The 14,936-nt window shown below is 64.9% G+C and carries 14 protein-coding genes; 8 read left to right on the top strand and 6 right to left on the bottom strand.

The genetic code is table 11. The features are described 5' to 3' along the window. Positions 1–200: 200 nt before the first annotated feature. Positions 201–1,499 (bottom strand): lytic murein transglycosylase, encoded by a 1,299-nt coding sequence (locus tag AAE027_RS34670; RefSeq protein ID WP_370990680.1) that lies wholly within the window; start codon positions 1,497–1,499, stop codon positions 201–203. A 229-nt stretch (positions 1,500–1,728) separates the two neighbouring features. On the opposite strand from AAE027_RS34670, the gene htpX reads away from it, so the two are divergent. Both htpX and AAE027_RS34660 read left to right on the top strand, forming a co-directional pair. After that, positions 1,729–2,685 (top strand): zinc metalloprotease HtpX, encoded by a 957-nt coding sequence (gene htpX / locus AAE027_RS34665; protein WP_091898116.1) that lies wholly within the window; start codon positions 1,729–1,731, stop codon positions 2,683–2,685. Between the two features lie 137 nt (positions 2,686–2,822). Next, positions 2,823–3,464 carry a tetratricopeptide repeat protein gene (locus tag AAE027_RS34660; RefSeq protein WP_370990681.1) on the top strand — a complete coding sequence of 214 codons (642 nt, stop codon included), beginning with the start codon at positions 2,823–2,825 and terminating at the stop codon, positions 3,462–3,464. A 57-nt stretch (positions 3,465–3,521) separates the two neighbouring features. Here AAE027_RS34660 and AAE027_RS34655 read toward each other — a convergent pair whose 3' ends face one another. Both AAE027_RS34655 and AAE027_RS34650 read right to left on the bottom strand, forming a co-directional pair. Next, the gene (locus tag AAE027_RS34655; protein WP_370990682.1) at positions 3,522–3,878 is read right to left on the bottom strand and encodes a hypothetical protein; all 357 of its coding nucleotides are present in this window, start codon (positions 3,876–3,878) and stop codon (positions 3,522–3,524) included. Between the two features lie 175 nt (positions 3,879–4,053). Next, positions 4,054–4,860 (bottom strand): hypothetical protein, encoded by an 807-nt coding sequence (locus tag AAE027_RS34650; RefSeq protein WP_370990683.1) that lies wholly within the window; start codon positions 4,858–4,860, stop codon positions 4,054–4,056. 227 nt (positions 4,861–5,087) lie between these two features. On the opposite strand from AAE027_RS34650, the gene AAE027_RS34645 reads away from it, so the two are divergent. Next, entirely contained in the window at positions 5,088–5,381 is a 294-nt protein-coding gene (locus AAE027_RS34645; protein WP_014497428.1) for an antibiotic biosynthesis monooxygenase, read from the top strand. Positions 5,382–5,573: 192 nt separating this feature from the next. Here the strand turns inward: AAE027_RS34645 and AAE027_RS34640 are convergent, their stop codons facing one another. Then, the gene (locus tag AAE027_RS34640) at positions 5,574–7,019 is read right to left on the bottom strand and encodes a helix-turn-helix domain-containing protein (protein WP_370990684.1); all 1,446 of its coding nucleotides are present in this window, start codon (positions 7,017–7,019) and stop codon (positions 5,574–5,576) included. Positions 7,020–7,252: 233 nt separating this feature from the next. Between AAE027_RS34640 and AAE027_RS34635 the strand changes: the two genes are divergently transcribed. The 3 genes from AAE027_RS34635 (at position 7,253) to AAE027_RS34625 (ending at position 9,862) form a co-directional block, all read left to right on the top strand. After that, a complete protein-coding gene (locus AAE027_RS34635; protein WP_370990685.1) occupies positions 7,253–8,884 on the top strand; it encodes an isocitrate lyase in 1,632 nt (543 codons plus the stop codon). A gap of 30 nt (positions 8,885–8,914) precedes the next feature. Next, the gene (locus AAE027_RS34630; RefSeq protein WP_128935631.1) at positions 8,915–9,124 is read left to right on the top strand and encodes a DUF4170 domain-containing protein; all 210 of its coding nucleotides are present in this window, start codon (positions 8,915–8,917) and stop codon (positions 9,122–9,124) included. 183 nt (positions 9,125–9,307) lie between these two features. Next, entirely contained in the window at positions 9,308–9,862 is a 555-nt protein-coding gene (locus AAE027_RS34625) for a hypothetical protein (protein ID WP_370990686.1), read from the top strand. A 149-nt stretch (positions 9,863–10,011) separates the two neighbouring features. Here AAE027_RS34625 and AAE027_RS34620 read toward each other — a convergent pair whose 3' ends face one another. Then, complete coding sequence (locus tag AAE027_RS34620; protein WP_370990687.1) at positions 10,012–10,896, bottom strand: metallophosphoesterase family protein; 885 nt, start codon at positions 10,894–10,896, stop codon at positions 10,012–10,014. A 95-nt stretch (positions 10,897–10,991) separates the two neighbouring features. On the opposite strand from AAE027_RS34620, the gene AAE027_RS34615 reads away from it, so the two are divergent. Both AAE027_RS34615 and AAE027_RS34610 read left to right on the top strand, forming a co-directional pair. Further along, positions 10,992–11,483 carry an NUDIX domain-containing protein gene (locus tag AAE027_RS34615; protein ID WP_370990688.1) on the top strand — a complete coding sequence of 164 codons (492 nt, stop codon included), beginning with the start codon at positions 10,992–10,994 and terminating at the stop codon, positions 11,481–11,483. 142 nt (positions 11,484–11,625) lie between these two features. Beyond that, complete coding sequence (locus tag AAE027_RS34610; RefSeq protein ID WP_370990689.1) at positions 11,626–12,141, top strand: GNAT family N-acetyltransferase; 516 nt, start codon at positions 11,626–11,628, stop codon at positions 12,139–12,141. A 304-nt stretch (positions 12,142–12,445) separates the two neighbouring features. Here the strand turns inward: AAE027_RS34610 and AAE027_RS34605 are convergent, their stop codons facing one another. Then, positions 12,446–14,815: a TonB-dependent receptor gene (locus tag AAE027_RS34605; RefSeq protein ID WP_370990690.1), complete on the bottom strand. Its 2,370-nt coding sequence runs from the start codon at positions 14,813–14,815 to the stop codon at positions 12,446–12,448. Positions 14,816–14,936 lie beyond the last annotated feature (121 nt).

The raw sequence follows: 14,936 nt of genomic DNA, 5'->3' as shown, positions 1-14,936 counted from the left end.
CCGGCTTGCCGTCTTCGCTGAACCTTCGCCGGCCCAATACCGAATGCCCGGCGAAGCCTTTGGCGGAGCCGGGACCGGGCGATCCAGTACGCCGAGACGGCTGTGGCTGAACCGATGGGCCGCGGCGTACTGGATGCCCCGCCGGAGCCTGTCATCGGGCTCGCCGAAGGCGAGACCCGGTGGCGGGGCATGACAGACCGCTATCGCAACACACCTGCCGGCTGCGCCTGCGCCGTGCCGCCGCGCATGCGTGCCAAGAGCTCCGCGGTCGGCCAGGAATCGGCCGGCAGGCCGTACTTGATCTGCATCGCCTTCACCGCGGCACGGCTCTGCTGGCCCAGCACGCCGTCGACCTTGCCGACATTGAAGCCGGCACGCACCAGTAATTGCTGCAATTCCTTGAGCTCGTTGAACGGCAGCTGCGCCACCGGCGTCGTTGGCTTGTGCATTGGCGGGGCGCCGGCGATGCGCGAGGCGAGATAGCCCGCGGTGGTCGAATAGATCAGCGAGTTATTCCACTCGGTGTAAGCCGCGAAATTCGCATAGGCCATGAAGGCCGGCCCAAAGCGTCCCATCGGCAGCAGCACGGACCCCGCGAGATTGTCGTTCGGCAGCGGCCGGCCGTCGGGATAGGTCACCCCGAGCTGGGCCCATGTCGAGCGTGGCTCTCGCACCGTGAGATCGGTCTTATCCCACGGCAGGTTTTGCGGCACCTTGATCTCTTCCAACCACGGCTCGCCGCGCCGCCACTTCAATCCATTGGCGATGTAATTCGCGGTCGAGCCGATCACGTCGGGTCCCGAGCGCAACAGGTCGCGCCGCCCGTCGCCGTCATAATCGACCGCATAGTTGACGTAATGCACGGGCAGGAATTGCGTCTGCCCGAGCTCGCCGGCCCAGGAGCCGATCATCTCGTCGGGATGCAGATCGCCGCGGTCGATGATCTTCAGCGCGGCGATGGTCTCGTTCACGAACATCTCGGAGCGGCGGCAATCATAGGCGAGCGACACCAGTGATTTCAGCGTCGGCAGATTGCCCATGTTGGCGCCGAAGTCGCTCTCCAGCCCCCAGAAGGCGGCGATCACGGCCGGCGGCACGCCATATTCCTTCTCGGCGCGCGCGAATGCGGCCGCGTATTGCTTGATGTGCTGCTGTCCGTTCTGCATGCGATAGGGCGCGGCCATGCGGCCGGCAAATTCGGTGAAGAGCTGACCGAACACGCGCTGGCCGCGGTCGCGGTTGACGATGCCCTGGTCGTAGACGAGATACGGCGAGGCCTCCGCGATCGTGCGCTGCGACACGCCGGCGGCCACCGCCTGTTGCTTCACGTCGGCCAGGAAGCGATCGAAGCTCGCGCCATTGTGGCACGATGCCGCGCGCGGCGAGGAAGCGGGTTTCGGAGCTGCGGGCTTGACGGGCGTTGGCGCGAACTGGGCGGAGGCAGCAAAGGAGCACGCGACGAGAGCAATGGTCGCGATCGCACATCGGGTCAGGAGCATGAGGTTTCCGGAGGGGAGGAGGAATCTGCCGCAGTCTAAAGGAATGAAAGCGGCCGAGCCATTCCCTTCGTCATTCCGGGCCCATTGGGTGACCCCGAATGACCTCTTCCCACAATAGCCGCGGCCCCGCGACGCACCTTGAAACCTTGCACCCGGGCCGGGGTCATCCCTACCTCAGGCTTGCCGGCCTGCAATGCCTCCAGCGGCGCGGCCGCGCCAGGAGACGGCCATGAACTATCTTCGTACCGCAATGCTGCTCGCAGGCCTCACTGCCCTGTTCATGGGCGTGGGCTATCTGATCGGCGGTGCCTCGGGCGCCATGATCGCGCTCGTCATCGCCGCCGCGACCAATCTCTTCACCTACTGGAACTCCGACCGCATGGTGCTCTCGATGTACGGCGCCCACGAGGTCGATCGTGCCAGCGCGCCGGAGCTGGTCGGTCTCGTCGCCGAGCTTGCCGGCCGCGCCGGCTTGCCGATGCCGCGCGTGTTCCTGATGGACGAGCCGCAGCCCAACGCGTTCGCGACCGGACGCAACCCAGAGAACGCCGCGGTTGCCGTCACCACCGGCCTGATGAACCAGCTCAGCCGCGAGGAGCTCGCCGGCGTGATCGCGCATGAGCTCGCGCATATCAAGCATCACGACACGCTTCTGATGACGATCACGGCGACCATCGCCGGCGCGATCTCCATGCTGGCGCAGTTCGGCATGTTCTTCGGCGGCAATCGCGACAACAACAATGGTCTGGGCATCGTCGGCTCGATCCTGATGATGATCCTCGCCCCGCTCGCCGCCATGCTTGTGCAGATGGCGATCAGCCGCACGCGCGAATATGCCGCCGACAATCTCGGCGCGCGCATTGCGGGACAACCGATGTGGCTGGCGTCCGCGCTGGTGAAGATCGAGGGCGCCGCGCATCAGGTGCCGAACTTGGAAGCGGAGCGAAATCCCGCAACCGCGCACATGTTCATCATCAATCCACTGTCGGGCCACGGCGTCGACAATCTGTTCGCCACTCATCCCTCGACCCAGAACCGCATCGCCGCGCTTCAACAGCTCGCGGCCGAGCTCGGCGCGCAGGCACCGTCGGTCGGCGCCAACGAGAACTATCCGCCGCGAAGCCCGTGGGGCCGCTCCTCTTCGCGAGGTCCTTCACGCGGTCCTTCACGTGGTCCTTGGGGCTGACGCGGAACCGGCTGGAATTTGCGCCAGGCTTTGTGACCTGGCGCACACAAATTCCCCGGCGCCGGTGCTAACACCGCGGCGAGACCATTGCTTCGAAAGGGGATGCGTGGCCGGACCTCAGCCGGCCAGCGTCGAAGATGACCAGAGCTGCCGTACCATTGCTGATCGTCCTTTGCGTGCTCATTGGGCTGTCCACGCACATGGTCGTCAATTGCGGCGACGAGGACGATCCCGACATCTGCTCGGCCGTGATCGGCTTCTCGCCGCTGCGCGGCTCGCTGATCGCCTTCGCCTATGAAGGGCGTGGGCGGATCGCACTGCGCCACGGCGACTTCAGGCGGGCGATCGCCGATTTCGACGAGGCCATACACCTCAATCCCAACCGCGCCTCGCTCTATCGCGACCGGGCGCTGGCGCGTCGGCAGAGCGGCGACCTCGAGCTTGCCATCGCGGATTATGACGAGGCGATCGCGCATGATCCCAAGCTCGCTGGGCCCTATCACCAGCGCGGTCTCGCGCTCGCCGCCAAGGGCGATCTCGACCGGGCCATCCTGAGCTACAGCACGGCGGTCCGCCTCGATCCCTTGGACGCGCAGGCCCGCCTCGACCGGGGCTTCGCATTCCTCGCCCATGGCCAGACCGACGACGCACGTGCCGATTTCGAAGCCACGCTGGCACTGCCGCCCGGCAAGGACGCCCGCACCCGCGAAGCCGCGCGCGCCAAGCTCGCCGAGCTTTCGAATGTCGAGCCGACCCGGCTCGCCGCGCCGAGAAGGTGATAGGAGTTCTCTCCCTCTCCCCGCAAGCGGGGCGAGGTGAAGTGCGAGCTCCGCGCCTTACTTCGCCTTCTTCGCTTTCGCCTTCTTCGCCTTGGCAGCCTTCTTCGCCGGCTTCTCTTCCTTCGCCGTCTTCTCCACCTTGGCCGCAACCGGCGTGCTGGCGGCGAGGCGCATGGCGCGGGCGTAGCTGTCGGCGACGTTGTCGGCGGACATCTGGAGGCGCTTGGCGGCGGCGGTGGCCTGCTCCAGGGTGGCCTTGGCCATCATCTTGAAGCGATCGCTGGTCTCCTTGCCCTTGGCCTTGGCCGCAAGGCCGTTGAAGCGATCCCGCCGCTCCTTGGCGCGGGTCATTAGGCCCGTATGCAGCTGTCTGGCCAGTTGCCGGATCACGACATCCAGGTCGGCGTCCGCCATGTTGTTCTATCCCCTTCGAAAACGGTATCGATGCGGGTGGGACTATGCAGATCGAGCCCCGCCTTGGCAATTGCCGCCTGCGCGTCATCCGCAGCTTCCGGCTGACAAAACAAAAAAGCCGCGCATTTTTCGCGCGGCTCTGATGTGGTCTGGCGCAGGACGCGCGACGTCTGCCTCACTTCAGCGAGGCGACTGGACCGCTCGAGGCTGCCGGGTCGGGGTCGAAGCCGAACACGCCGACTAGATATTTGTAATAGTCCGGCATCTTCTCCTTGAGCGCCTCGCGCGATTTGGGATCGTGGAATTCGCTTTTTCCGGCCAGGAAGATGCTCGCGGTCACGGCAAAGAACTCCATGGGATTCTTCATCGCATAGGATTCCTTGGGCAACAGGTCCTTGGACTTGGCCAAGGCGAAGTAGGCGATCACGCCCTTGTTGGCGTAGCCGTCCGGTAACAGCCGCGCGTGATAGGCGTGCAGCAGCTCGTGCAGCAGCACGGCCTCCTTCTCGTAACGCATCATGTCGGGCCGCAGCATGATCACGCCGAGGCCCGAATCGACCGCGAGGTCGATGGCATTGGGATTGGTCCAGCGCTGCTTGCTGGGGTCCCAGACCGTCAGCGTCCGGGGAACGCTGCGCTGGATGTCCGGCGTGACCCGGCCGTAGCACGCGGTCGCGGCACCTTCGTCGAGGCAGGCCAGCTCGCTCGCGACGATCGGAACGGTGTGAAAGAAGCGCAGCACGCGCGGCGACAGGCCGACGCCTTCGACGACGTCGATCTGGCTCTTCAGATTGTCGGTGAGCTTGTCGACATCCTTGCGGTCGCGATTCTCGGACAAGTCGAACATGTAGCCGCGGTAGCTCTGGAAGCCCGGCGGCAGCGGCTGCGCTGCGTCGGTGGACGCATCGGGCGATCCGGCAATGGATGGATTGGCGAAGAGCGCGCCGACGATGGTTGCGGTCAGCAGCAACGCAATGCGCATGATGAACCCCCTGATCTCACTTCGCCCGGCAGGATAGGCCACCGTTGTTTGCGAAAAGTGAGTGGGGCAAGACTAAGGCACCGATGTTGAGGCGTGCTTAATCCTTGGTTGCAGATCGCGGAGGCGGATTAGGGCGGGGTTAACCAAGCGTGGATTGGCGGCGCGCTTCGGCGTAACATCCGCTCCGGGCACCAGGCCCTCACATCAGTAGCCGGAAGGAGGATGCCATGTATGCCGCCATCCGTCAGGCCAAGGCGAAAAGCGGGAGTGCGGAAGAGCTGGCGCGCCGCATCAAGGATGGCGCCGTTCCGATCATCAGCGACGTCGACGGTTTCCGCGCCTATTACGTCGTCTATGCCGGCGACGACACGGTGACCGCGATCTCGATCTTCGACAAGTTCGAGCAGGCGGAGGAGGCGAACCGGCGCGCGATCGCCTGGATCGAGAAGGATCTGGGGCCGCTGCTGGCGGGACATGCGAGTGCTGCGGCCGGGCCGGTGATCGTGCACACGCTGGCGTAGCGGTTTAGGCTGCCGCCACACATTCAACTGTCATCGCCCGGCTTGACCGGGCGATCCAGTACGCCGTGACGGCTGTGGTTGAGCCGATGGGCTGCGGCGTACTGGATGCCCCGCCTTCGCGGGGCATGACAGCGGAACGAGTGGCGCGCGCCTTTCGCCAAACGTGGAGCCGCGCCTTGCAACTCTGCAGCCTCACAACTCCCTTGCATTCGAGAACGCGAAGCTCGACACCCGCCGCGTCGTCTCGTCCAGGATCAGCGTGCGCGTGATCGGCGGCTCGGCGCGCTGGGCGCAGTTTTCGCGCTCGCAGAGACGGCAGTTGACGCCGATCGGCGTGCCCTCGGTCTTCTCCAGGTCGATGCCCGCGGCGTAGGTCAGGCGCGCGGCGTGGCGAATTTCGCAGCCGAGGCCGATGGCGAAGCGCGGTTGCGGCAGCGGATGCGGCGCGACCGGGCGGCGCACCATCTGCGCGATCGAAAAATAGCGCGTGCCGTCGGGAAGCTCGATCACCTGCTTGAGCAGGCGGTCCGGCGTGTCGAAGGTCGAATGCACGTTCCACAAGGGGCAGGTGCCGCCGAATTTCGAGAACGGGAACGTGCCGGAGGAGAAGCGCTTCGAGACGTTGCCGGCATTGTCGACACGGAGCAGGAAGAACGGAATGCCGCGCGCGTTCGGTCGCTGCAGGGTGGTGAGGCGATGGCAGACCTGCTCGAAGCCGGAATTGAAGCGCTGCGCCAGCACATGGATGTCGTAATTGAGCGCCTCGGCTGCGGCGAGGAATGCCGGGTAGGGCATCATGACAGCGGCTGCAAAGTAATTGCCGAGCGTGATGCGGAACAGCCGCCGCGGCGCGTCGTCGAGCGGCCCGGATCGACCGATGATGGTCTCCAGATGCTGCGCACATTCACCTAGGCCGAGCTGGAAGGCGAGCTGGAATGCGCGGCCAGGCGGGTCGACCAGCTCGGAAATCAGGAGCTGGCGGCGGTGACGATCGAACCGCCGCAGCGTCTCGCGCATCACGTCGACGGGCATGATGCGGGTCTGGATCGAATGCTTTTCGCGCAAGCGTGCGGCCAGCGCCGCGTAGAGCCCTTCGGCCGGCACGTTCAACTCGTCGCGAAGATTTTCCGCGGCCTGCTCCAGTTCCGGGAAATAGTTGCGGTTGGCCTCGATCAGCTCGCGCACGCGCTCGACCGGATTGGCTTCATAACGCGTGCCAACGTCACGGTCGGCCATTTGCGCGGCCGCCAGCGTCTCGCCCTGGCGCGCCTCGGTATAGGCGGCATAGAGCCGTTGCAGCGCATGGGTCACGCCCGGGCAGAGCTCAGCGAGGTCGCGCAGCTCCTGCTTGGGCACGTCGATCTGGCGGAACAAGGGATCGGAGAAGATCTCGTTCAGCTCGGCGAAGAAGCGGTCCTCGTCGGCGGTGGCGAGGTCGCGCAGGTCGAGGTCATAGGTCTCGGCCAGCCGCAGCAGGATCTGCGCCGTCACCGGGCGCTGGTTGCGCTCGATCAGGTTGACATAGCTCGGCGAGATCCCGAGCCCTTCGGCGATCTGGGTCTGCGACAGCCCCAATTGCTGCCGGATCCGCCGGAAGCGCGGACCGACGAAGAGTTTCTTGCCGGAATCGGCGGCCATCTCTCAGGTCTCCTCTCAGGTGCGCATTAAGGACAGCGTTGCTGACCTATAATTTACAGGATTTACAAAATAACATCTATTACACGTTCAGATGTTACATGACATCACCAATAAAAAACAAGGCATCTGTACGAAGTTTCCGTTTTCGCGTTTAGCTCCTGAGACGCATTTCGCAATGCACTGTCAAAAATGTCGATGGCAAAACGGCCGTCGTCAGCGAAAAGGATCAGGCCATGAATTATCAACCCCGCGGCATCAGCCCCCTTCTGCGCCCGGCTTCGTATCAGAGCGAGGTCGAGGCGGCTCAGACGCTTCTTAAGACCCAGCCGACCTGGAACGGGGTGACGGCCGAGGCGGTCGCACGCATGCGCCTGCAGAACCGCTTCAAGACCGGCCTCGACGTCGCCCGCTACACCGCGGCGCTGATGCGGGCCGACATGGCCGCCTATGACGGCGACCCCACCAAGTACACCCAGTCGCTGGGCTGCTGGCACGGCTTCATCGCCCAGCAGAAGCTGATCTCGGTCAAGAAGCATTTTGGCAAGACCGATCGCACCTACCTGTATCTCTCGGGCTGGATGATCGCCGCGCTGCGCTCCGAATTCGGCCCGCTGCCCGACCAGTCGATGCACGAGAAGACCTCGGTGCCCGCGCTGATCGAGGAGCTCTACACCTTCCTGCGTCAGGCCGACTCGCGCGAGCTCAACGACATCTTCCGCGCGCTCGACAAGGCGCGCAAGGAAGGCGACAAGACCAGGGAGAAGGAGCTGATCGGGAAGATCGACAACTTCCAGACCCACGTCGTGCCCGTCATCGCCGACATCGATGCCGGCTTCGGCAACGCGGAGGCGACCTATCTGCTCGCCAAGAAGATGATCGAGGCGGGCGCCTGCGCGCTCCAGATCGAGAACCAGGTCTCAGACGAGAAGCAGTGCGGCCACCAGGACGGCAAGGTCACCGTGCCGCATGAAGTCTTCCTCGCGAAGATCCGGGCCTGCCGCCACGCCTTCCTCGAGCTCGGCGTCGAAGACGGCGTCGTCGTGACCCGCACCGACTCGCTCGGCGCCGGCCTGACGCAGCAGATCGCCGTCAGCCACAAGCCCGGCGACATCGGCGACCAGTACAACAGCTTCCTCGATTGCGAGGAAGTGACGGCGGAGAACGCCAAGAATGGCGACGTGATCATCAACCGCAACGGCAAGATGATGCGTCCGAAGCGGCTGCCCTCCAACCTCTACCAGTTCCGCCCCGGCACCGGCGAAGACCGCTGCGTGCTGGACTGCATCACCTCGCTCCAGAACGGCGCCGACCTGCTCTGGATCGAGACCGAGAAGCCGCATATCGAGCAGATCGCCAAGATGGTCGACCGCATCCGCAAGGTCGTTCCGAATGCGAAGCTGGCCTACAACAACTCGCCGTCGTTCAACTGGACCCTCAACTTCCGTTGGCAGGTCTACGACGCGATGAAGGAAGCCGGCAAGGACGTCAGCCAGTACAACCGTGCCGAGCTGATGAAGGCGGAGTATGACGACACGCCGCTGGCGAAGGAAGCCGACGAGCGCATCCGCACCTTCCAGGCGGATTCGGCCAAGCGTGCCGGCATCTTCCACCATCTGATCACGTTGCCGACCTATCACACGGCGGCGCTCTCGACCGACAATCTCGCCCGCGAGTACTTTGGCGAGCAGGGCATGCTCGGCTACGTCAAGAACGTCCAGCGCGCCGAGATCCGTCAGGGCATCGCCTGCGTGAAGCACCAGAACATGGCCGGCTCCGACATCGGCGACGACCACAAGGAGTACTTCGCCGGCGAGGCTGCCCTGAAGGCGGGCGGCGCCCACAACACCATGAACCAGTTCGGCTAACGCATCGCGCAGTTCGAGAGGAGACTGACAATGACCACAGGCAGCAATTTCTGGGTGATCGGCGGCGAGTTCGGTTCGATGAACTTCCACAAGCTCGTGGAAGGCTCGGCCCAGGTCAAAGGTCCGTTCAAGACCCGCAAGGAAGCCGAGGACTGCTGGCGCGAGGTGTCGGAAGAGAGCCGCCACAAGGCCGGCGTCCGCTTCTCCATCGTGGAAGAGCCGTCGCGGGTCCCGGCCTGACGCACTGAACTAAGAAGACGTCCAAGGACGGATGGTCCCATCCAGGCCCTGCCTGGGTGGGATCGTCTGTTTTTGGCACGGGTGAAACGTCTGTGGGTGCCGTAAGTATCTGGAATTGTGGGCCCTTTGCGGGCGCTTTGGTTGCTGATAGGTTAACCATGGTGTTTGAGGACGAGGCCGACAATGTCAGAGCCCGAAACCAGCGGAATCCATCCCAGCCAGCCGCGCCCGGTGCGGCTGCGCGATGCGCTGTTGCGCGCCCGGATCGAGGCTGCCGACCGGACCGGCGTGGTCGTCGATCTCAGGGACGCCGAGGTGGCCCGGCTGGAGATCCTCAATGACGCACTCGATCCCCTGTTCGCGCAGGTGCCTGATCAGATCGACCTGTTCGATCGCGGCATCAGCCAGGGCGATACGCCCAGGCTCTGGATCGACGTCGTCGCCCATATCATGATGGGGCGTGACAAGCGGATGTACCGCTTCGTCCAGGACACCCGCTTCGGCCGCATCGTGCTCGCCGAATCGCACGACACCGCTGTTATCGTCGAGGCCGTCACCGACTATGTCGCGCGCCGCATGATCGAGCGCGAGCATGCGATGGTGGTCCCGCCCGAACCGCAAGCACCGGCCACCGAGCCGCCGCGCCGCTCGCGCCTGTGGCCGTTCGTGTTTGGCTTCATCCTCGGCGCCGCCGCCTTGTTCGGCGTCGCCGTGCTGGCGGCGCTGCGGAGCTGGTGAGGCTCCCTGCGAGGAGTTCTCGTAGCCTGGATGGAGCGAAGCGCAATCCGGGAAACATGTTGCTCCAGATGCACTGCCCCGGATTACGCTGCGCTCCATCCAGGCTACGGAACGGGCTCGCGCTTCGCATGCACCGGAATGACGGTGAACTAAATCAACCGCGCATGCTTGATCTGTCCCATCCGAAATCCAGCCCCGAGGCTCCGCACCGTCTGCTCGCAGCGCCAGCCGGTATTGTCCTTCTCAATCGTGAACAGATTATACGCCGCCGCCGGGTAGCGCCCGTGCGCGAGCGCGGAGGCGGAGGGCACGCCGAGCGCGGGAATGTTGCCGTTCGGGCCTTCGAACCACATCGTCGAATGAATGTGGTCGTGCCCGTGCAGGATCAACTCGACGCCGTGGCGTTTCAACAGGGCCAGCAGCTCGCCCGCGTCCGTCATCCGCTTCTGGCGCGCGACGGATTTCAGCGGATGATGCACCAGCAGCACGCGGAAGAGATCTTCCGCGGCGAGCCGCTCGAGAACCTGTTCGAGCGACGCGAGCTGATCGCGCCCGAGCGTGCCCGTCGCCATCAGCGGAAGGGTCGGCACCGCCGTCGACAGGCTGATCAGCGCCAGCGGCCCACGCCGACGGACGGCTGGGAAAGCCACGGTATCGATCGTGTCCGCGGCGATGTAGTGCAGGAACGTCTCGCCGAAACGATGACGCGTCGCGCTGACATAGGCATCGTGATTGCCGGGGATCGCGGTGACGCGGTCGGGCGGGCCGACGCTTTCGAGCCAGGCCAGGGCCGGCGCGAATTCGGCCTCCAGCGCCAGGTTGACGAGATCGCCCGTCACCGCGATGTGGTCGGGCGCCTGGGCCTTCATGTCGGCAACCAGCGCGTCAAGCACCTCGCGGCGCTGGTATTTGTGCCGGTTGCGCGTCCAGTTGACGTAGCCGAGCGCGCGCTTGCCGGCGAGCTCGATCAGCCGCGGCTTCGGTAGTGGCGGCAGATGCGGGTCGGACAGATGGGCGAGCGTAAAGGGGGCCATGGCGCGCGATTGCCTCGCTATTGCTCCGCTGTAATGGCAAGGTCGCAGCCAGCGCGCAAGCAGGGCCTCAAAAAGGGGGTGTCAAGGAAAGCCTGATGGGAGAACGTCTGAACTCCATTCGACGAAAATGCGAGCCGCTGCTGCGGCGCATCTTCCATGTCTATTTCCTGCTGGTCCGCGGCATGACGCTCGGCGTCCGCGCCGTGGTGCTGGACGCGGAGAACCGGGTGTTCCTGGTCAGGCACAGCTACGTCAGCGGCTGGCACCTGCCCGGCGGCGGCGTCGATTTCGGTGAGACCATGGCGCAGGCGCTGCTGCGCGAGCTCAAGGAGGAGGGCGACATCGATCTGATCGGAGATGCCGTGCTGCACGGCATCTTCCTCAACAGCCACGTCTCCCGCCGCGACCACGTCGCGGTCTACGTGGTCAGGCAGTTCAGCCAGGACCGCCTGCCCGCGCCCAACCACGAGATCGTCGAATGCGGGTTCTTCGCGATCACGGCGCTGCCCGAGGGGACCACGCCCGGCACGCGGCTGCGGATCGCGGAAGTGCTGGGCGGCGAACCCCTGATTGCGACGTGGCGCTGAGGCGGCCCGTGCATGAGGATTGTCGATCAACGGATGCAAACCGGCGAGTCAGAACACCTCTCCCGCCGGCGCTGAAAAGGAACTGAGCATCTTTGCTGCCCGATGGACCGCGCTGCGTTCAGGTGCTATCCCGCCAACTGACATGACCGATCTCTCACTCACTATCCTTCCCGAGGCCGCCGGCGACGCCCAGGCGATCGAACGGCTGCATGAGCGCACCTTTGGTCCCGGCCGCTTCGTGCTCAGCGCCTACCGGATTCGCGAGCACGTCGACCATCTGCTCGAATTGTCCTTCACCGCGCGCATCGGCACGCTGCTGGTCGGCTCGGTCAGGCAACTGCCGATCCTGATCGGCGACACGCCGGCGCTGCTGTTGGGGCCGCTCACCGTCGAGCCGCCGTTCCGCGACCGCGGCATCGGCCGTCTCCTGATGGAGCGCGCGCTGAAGGATGCCAAGGAAAAAGGCCACGCCATCGTGCTCCTGGTCGGCGACGAGCCCTATTACAGCCGGGTCGGCTTCAAGCCGGTCCCTAAGGGCCGCGTCACCATGCCGGGCCCGGTCGACGCCGCCCGTATCCTGGTGTTCGAACTCGTCGACGGCTCCTTCGAAGGCGTGTCGGGGGCGGTGGGTCCCGACTGGAGCAAGGCGCGGAGATAGTTGCGGCGCGCGTCGTTCGTAACGCCCGTAGCCCGGATGGAGCGCAGCGCAATCCGGGAAGGTCTTTCCGCGGCGACAGAATCCCGGATTATGCTGCGCTCCATCCGGGCTACGCCGCCGTGCATTAAGAGTACGACAGCGGTTCCTCATACTCCGTCATTGCGAGCGCTTGTCCGCCGAAGAGCGAAGGCGGAAGCGAAGTAATCCAGAATCTTTCCGCAAAGGCAGCCTGGATTGCTTCGTCGCAAGGGCTCCTCGCAATGACAATGTATGTCGGGGCCCGTAGGCCCCGACTGGTTCGAAACTAGAACTTGAAGTTCGCGAATGCTCTAACGCCGATGCCCGGCATTAACACCTCGTCCTTGGTGTAGGACACCGAATTGCGGATGTTCTCGTTGAGTAGGTTGTTGCCGACGAGGCCGACCAGCATCTCGCGCGCGCCGAAGGCGTTGGGGTTGAGCTTGGTCTTGTAGCTCACCTCCGCCTTCAACAGATTGTAGCCCGCCGTCGGCGTCTCCGCGATCACGGCGACGTTGTTCTGTGCAAAGGCATGCAGCAGGTTGACGCGCATCAGCCAGTTGTCGTCACGCCAGAACACGCCGCCGCCCATTCGCACCGGCGGAATCCGCGGCACGTTTGTGCCGTCGGTGAAGGTGGCGCGAACGACGTCGAGCTGGTTCTCAATGCCCCAGATCCCGCCCTGGAATGCGCCGAGGTCGAGCTGCGACTGGAACTCGCCGCCGCGGAAGTTCGCGTTGCGCTGCGAATAGACGGCCTGGTTCAGCTCGGCGTCGGGCGCACCGCATGAGGCGAAATCGCCGTCGCACATCACGCCGGTGAGGCGGCGGAAGATGAAATTGTCGAAATGCGTGTAGTAGACGGTCGCTTCGAAGCGGAGCGGTCCCGTCGCCTTGCGCACGCCGACCTCGACGGACTTGGCGGTCTCGATGGTGAGGTTCGGATTGCCGATATCGAAGGTCGCGGTCGCATCGTGGCCGCCGCGCGAGAACAGCTCGGCCGGCTTCGGTGCGCGCTCGACATATTGCGCGGTGATGCTGCCGACCATGCCGCCCGGCAGATCCTGCAACAGGCCGATGCTGCCGCTCTTGGGCGTGAAGGACGGATTGCGGACGATGCTCGTTTGAGGACTGCCGTCGGGCAGGAAATCCGCCGGGAAATCCGGCGTCGAGCCATGCAGCTCGACATGCTCGATGCGGCCGGCGATCTGCGCTCTCGTTTGTTCGCTGAACTTGAACTCGTTGAAGACGTAGCCGGCAACGCGGTAGTTGCGGTTCGGGTCCCACAATCCATTGAACAGCGCGCCGGGATCGTCCGGACTCGGCGCAGTCAACTCCTGATGGCCTGCTTGAAAGCCGAACGCAGTCGTCACCTCGGCAAAGCGTGCATTGAACGGCATCAGCTGCGTTTCAACACGAATCTCCTCCTCCCGATTGGTGAAGGTCTGCCGGACACCATCGGTTGTCGGATCGGCGGGATCGGCGAGACCCAACTCGTTGTGACGGTAGTTGGTGGCGCCCGCCCAGAAACGGATCGCATCGATCGCGGCGCCATCCGGGCGATATTCGCCCTTGACGTTGATCTTGGTCTGATGCGCATCGATCCGGGTCCGGTGATCGGCGCCATCGATGCCGGGGATATGATAGAGCGAATCGTTCTGCGTGATCGACGCGCCGATGAAGCCGCCCGTGAAAATGTAGGACCCGCCGATCGACGCGCCATCCGACCGCGTTGCCGAGTTCGGCTGGCGATTGCCGACTGGCCGTGTTTGGTCGAACAAGTACGGATAGCTCGGAATGTAATAGTCGGACGTCGTGCGGCCATAGGCATCGGCATGGAAGGCGAAATTGCCGCCGCCGGTGTCGAGCAGCACGCCGCTCTCGACGCCGCGATCGACCGAGCTGAACGCGGTGCGCGTCTCGGCGGTGACGCAAGGCGAGGTCGCGGCGCTCGCGAGCGGCGCCTTGGTCGGCAGACCGTAGGTCTGGAACGACGGCGCGCAGCTCGGCATCGCATCCGGAATCCGGTTGTTGGTGGCGCTGACGACGCCGCCGATCGAGGTCGAGCCATAGCGCAGCGCCGCCGGCCCGCGCACCACTTCGACCTGGTTGGTCGCGAGCGGGTCGATCGGGACGAAATGATCCTCGCCGAGATCGGAGGCGCCACCGCCATTGGTGCCGTTCTCGATGATGCCGACGCGGTTGACGTCGAGGCCGCGGATGATCGGCCGGCTGGAGGCGCCGGGCGCGAAGCTGGAGCCGGTGATGCCGGGCTTGGAGAATAGGAGATCGCCGAGCTGACCGCCGCCCTCGCGGCGGATCTCTTCGTTCGGCACCACCGTGACGGTCGCGAACTGGTTGGTCACGATAGGCAGCACGCCCTGCTGAGGCGCGGCGGGAACGGGGGCTGCCGGCGTGGCTTCCGCCGTTTGTTGGCGGCTGCGCACACGTGCGGTCCGCGTGCCGCGACCTGTGTTGCGGGACGGCACCACCGCTCGGCGCACGATCGGGCTCGGCGCCGTCACAGTGACGGCCGGGATCTCGGTCGCCGATTTGTCTTGCGCAGGCTCTTGGCCGAAGGCGGGCGTGGCGGCGGCACCGAGCAGGAGCAGGCTTGCTCCGCCAAGACGCTGCGCGCGTCGCAATTGAAATGACATGGTCCTGATTCCAGTCAGGCCGTCCGCGTGATCATCTGCTGATCGGAGGTGGCCTGCCGTCGCGGTGCGACGGAATTCGACTTCAACTTCTCCCAGGCATTCGCCGCCATGCGGCGAGGCT

The sequence above is a fragment of the Bradyrhizobium sp. DN3 genome, from assembly GCF_041357655.1.
In the GTDB taxonomy this organism is placed as follows: domain Bacteria; phylum Pseudomonadota; class Alphaproteobacteria; order Rhizobiales; family Xanthobacteraceae; genus Bradyrhizobium.
The sequence above is the reverse complement of the archived record's forward strand: the minus strand, read 5'-3'. Positions and strand labels throughout refer to the sequence as shown.

What these genes read in the sequence shown, in the direction of transcription:
- AAE027_RS34670 (WP_370990680.1), bottom strand. Translation starts at nt 1,499, where the DNA reads ATGCTCCTGACCCGATGTGCGATCGCGACCATTGCTCTCGTCGCGTGC.
- htpX (WP_091898116.1), top strand. Translation starts at nt 1,729, where the DNA reads ATGAACTATCTTCGTACCGCAATGCTGCTCGCAGGCCTCACTGCCCTG.
- AAE027_RS34660 (WP_370990681.1), top strand. Translation starts at nt 2,823, where the DNA reads ATGACCAGAGCTGCCGTACCATTGCTGATCGTCCTTTGCGTGCTCATT.
- AAE027_RS34655 (WP_370990682.1), bottom strand. Translation starts at nt 3,878, where the DNA reads ATGGCGGACGCCGACCTGGATGTCGTGATCCGGCAACTGGCCAGACAG.
- AAE027_RS34650 (WP_370990683.1), bottom strand. Translation starts at nt 4,860, where the DNA reads ATGCGCATTGCGTTGCTGCTGACCGCAACCATCGTCGGCGCGCTCTTC.
- AAE027_RS34645 (WP_014497428.1), top strand. Translation starts at nt 5,088, where the DNA reads ATGTATGCCGCCATCCGTCAGGCCAAGGCGAAAAGCGGGAGTGCGGAA.
- AAE027_RS34640 (WP_370990684.1), bottom strand. Translation starts at nt 7,019, where the DNA reads ATGGCCGCCGATTCCGGCAAGAAACTCTTCGTCGGTCCGCGCTTCCGG.
- AAE027_RS34635 (WP_370990685.1), top strand. Translation starts at nt 7,253, where the DNA reads ATGAATTATCAACCCCGCGGCATCAGCCCCCTTCTGCGCCCGGCTTCG.
- AAE027_RS34630 (WP_128935631.1), top strand. Translation starts at nt 8,915, where the DNA reads ATGACCACAGGCAGCAATTTCTGGGTGATCGGCGGCGAGTTCGGTTCG.
- AAE027_RS34625 (WP_370990686.1), top strand. Translation starts at nt 9,308, where the DNA reads ATGTCAGAGCCCGAAACCAGCGGAATCCATCCCAGCCAGCCGCGCCCG.
- AAE027_RS34620 (WP_370990687.1), bottom strand. Translation starts at nt 10,896, where the DNA reads ATGGCCCCCTTTACGCTCGCCCATCTGTCCGACCCGCATCTGCCGCCA.
- AAE027_RS34615 (WP_370990688.1), top strand. Translation starts at nt 10,992, where the DNA reads ATGGGAGAACGTCTGAACTCCATTCGACGAAAATGCGAGCCGCTGCTG.
- AAE027_RS34610 (WP_370990689.1), top strand. Translation starts at nt 11,626, where the DNA reads ATGACCGATCTCTCACTCACTATCCTTCCCGAGGCCGCCGGCGACGCC.
- AAE027_RS34605 (WP_370990690.1), bottom strand. Translation starts at nt 14,815, where the DNA reads ATGTCATTTCAATTGCGACGCGCGCAGCGTCTTGGCGGAGCAAGCCTG.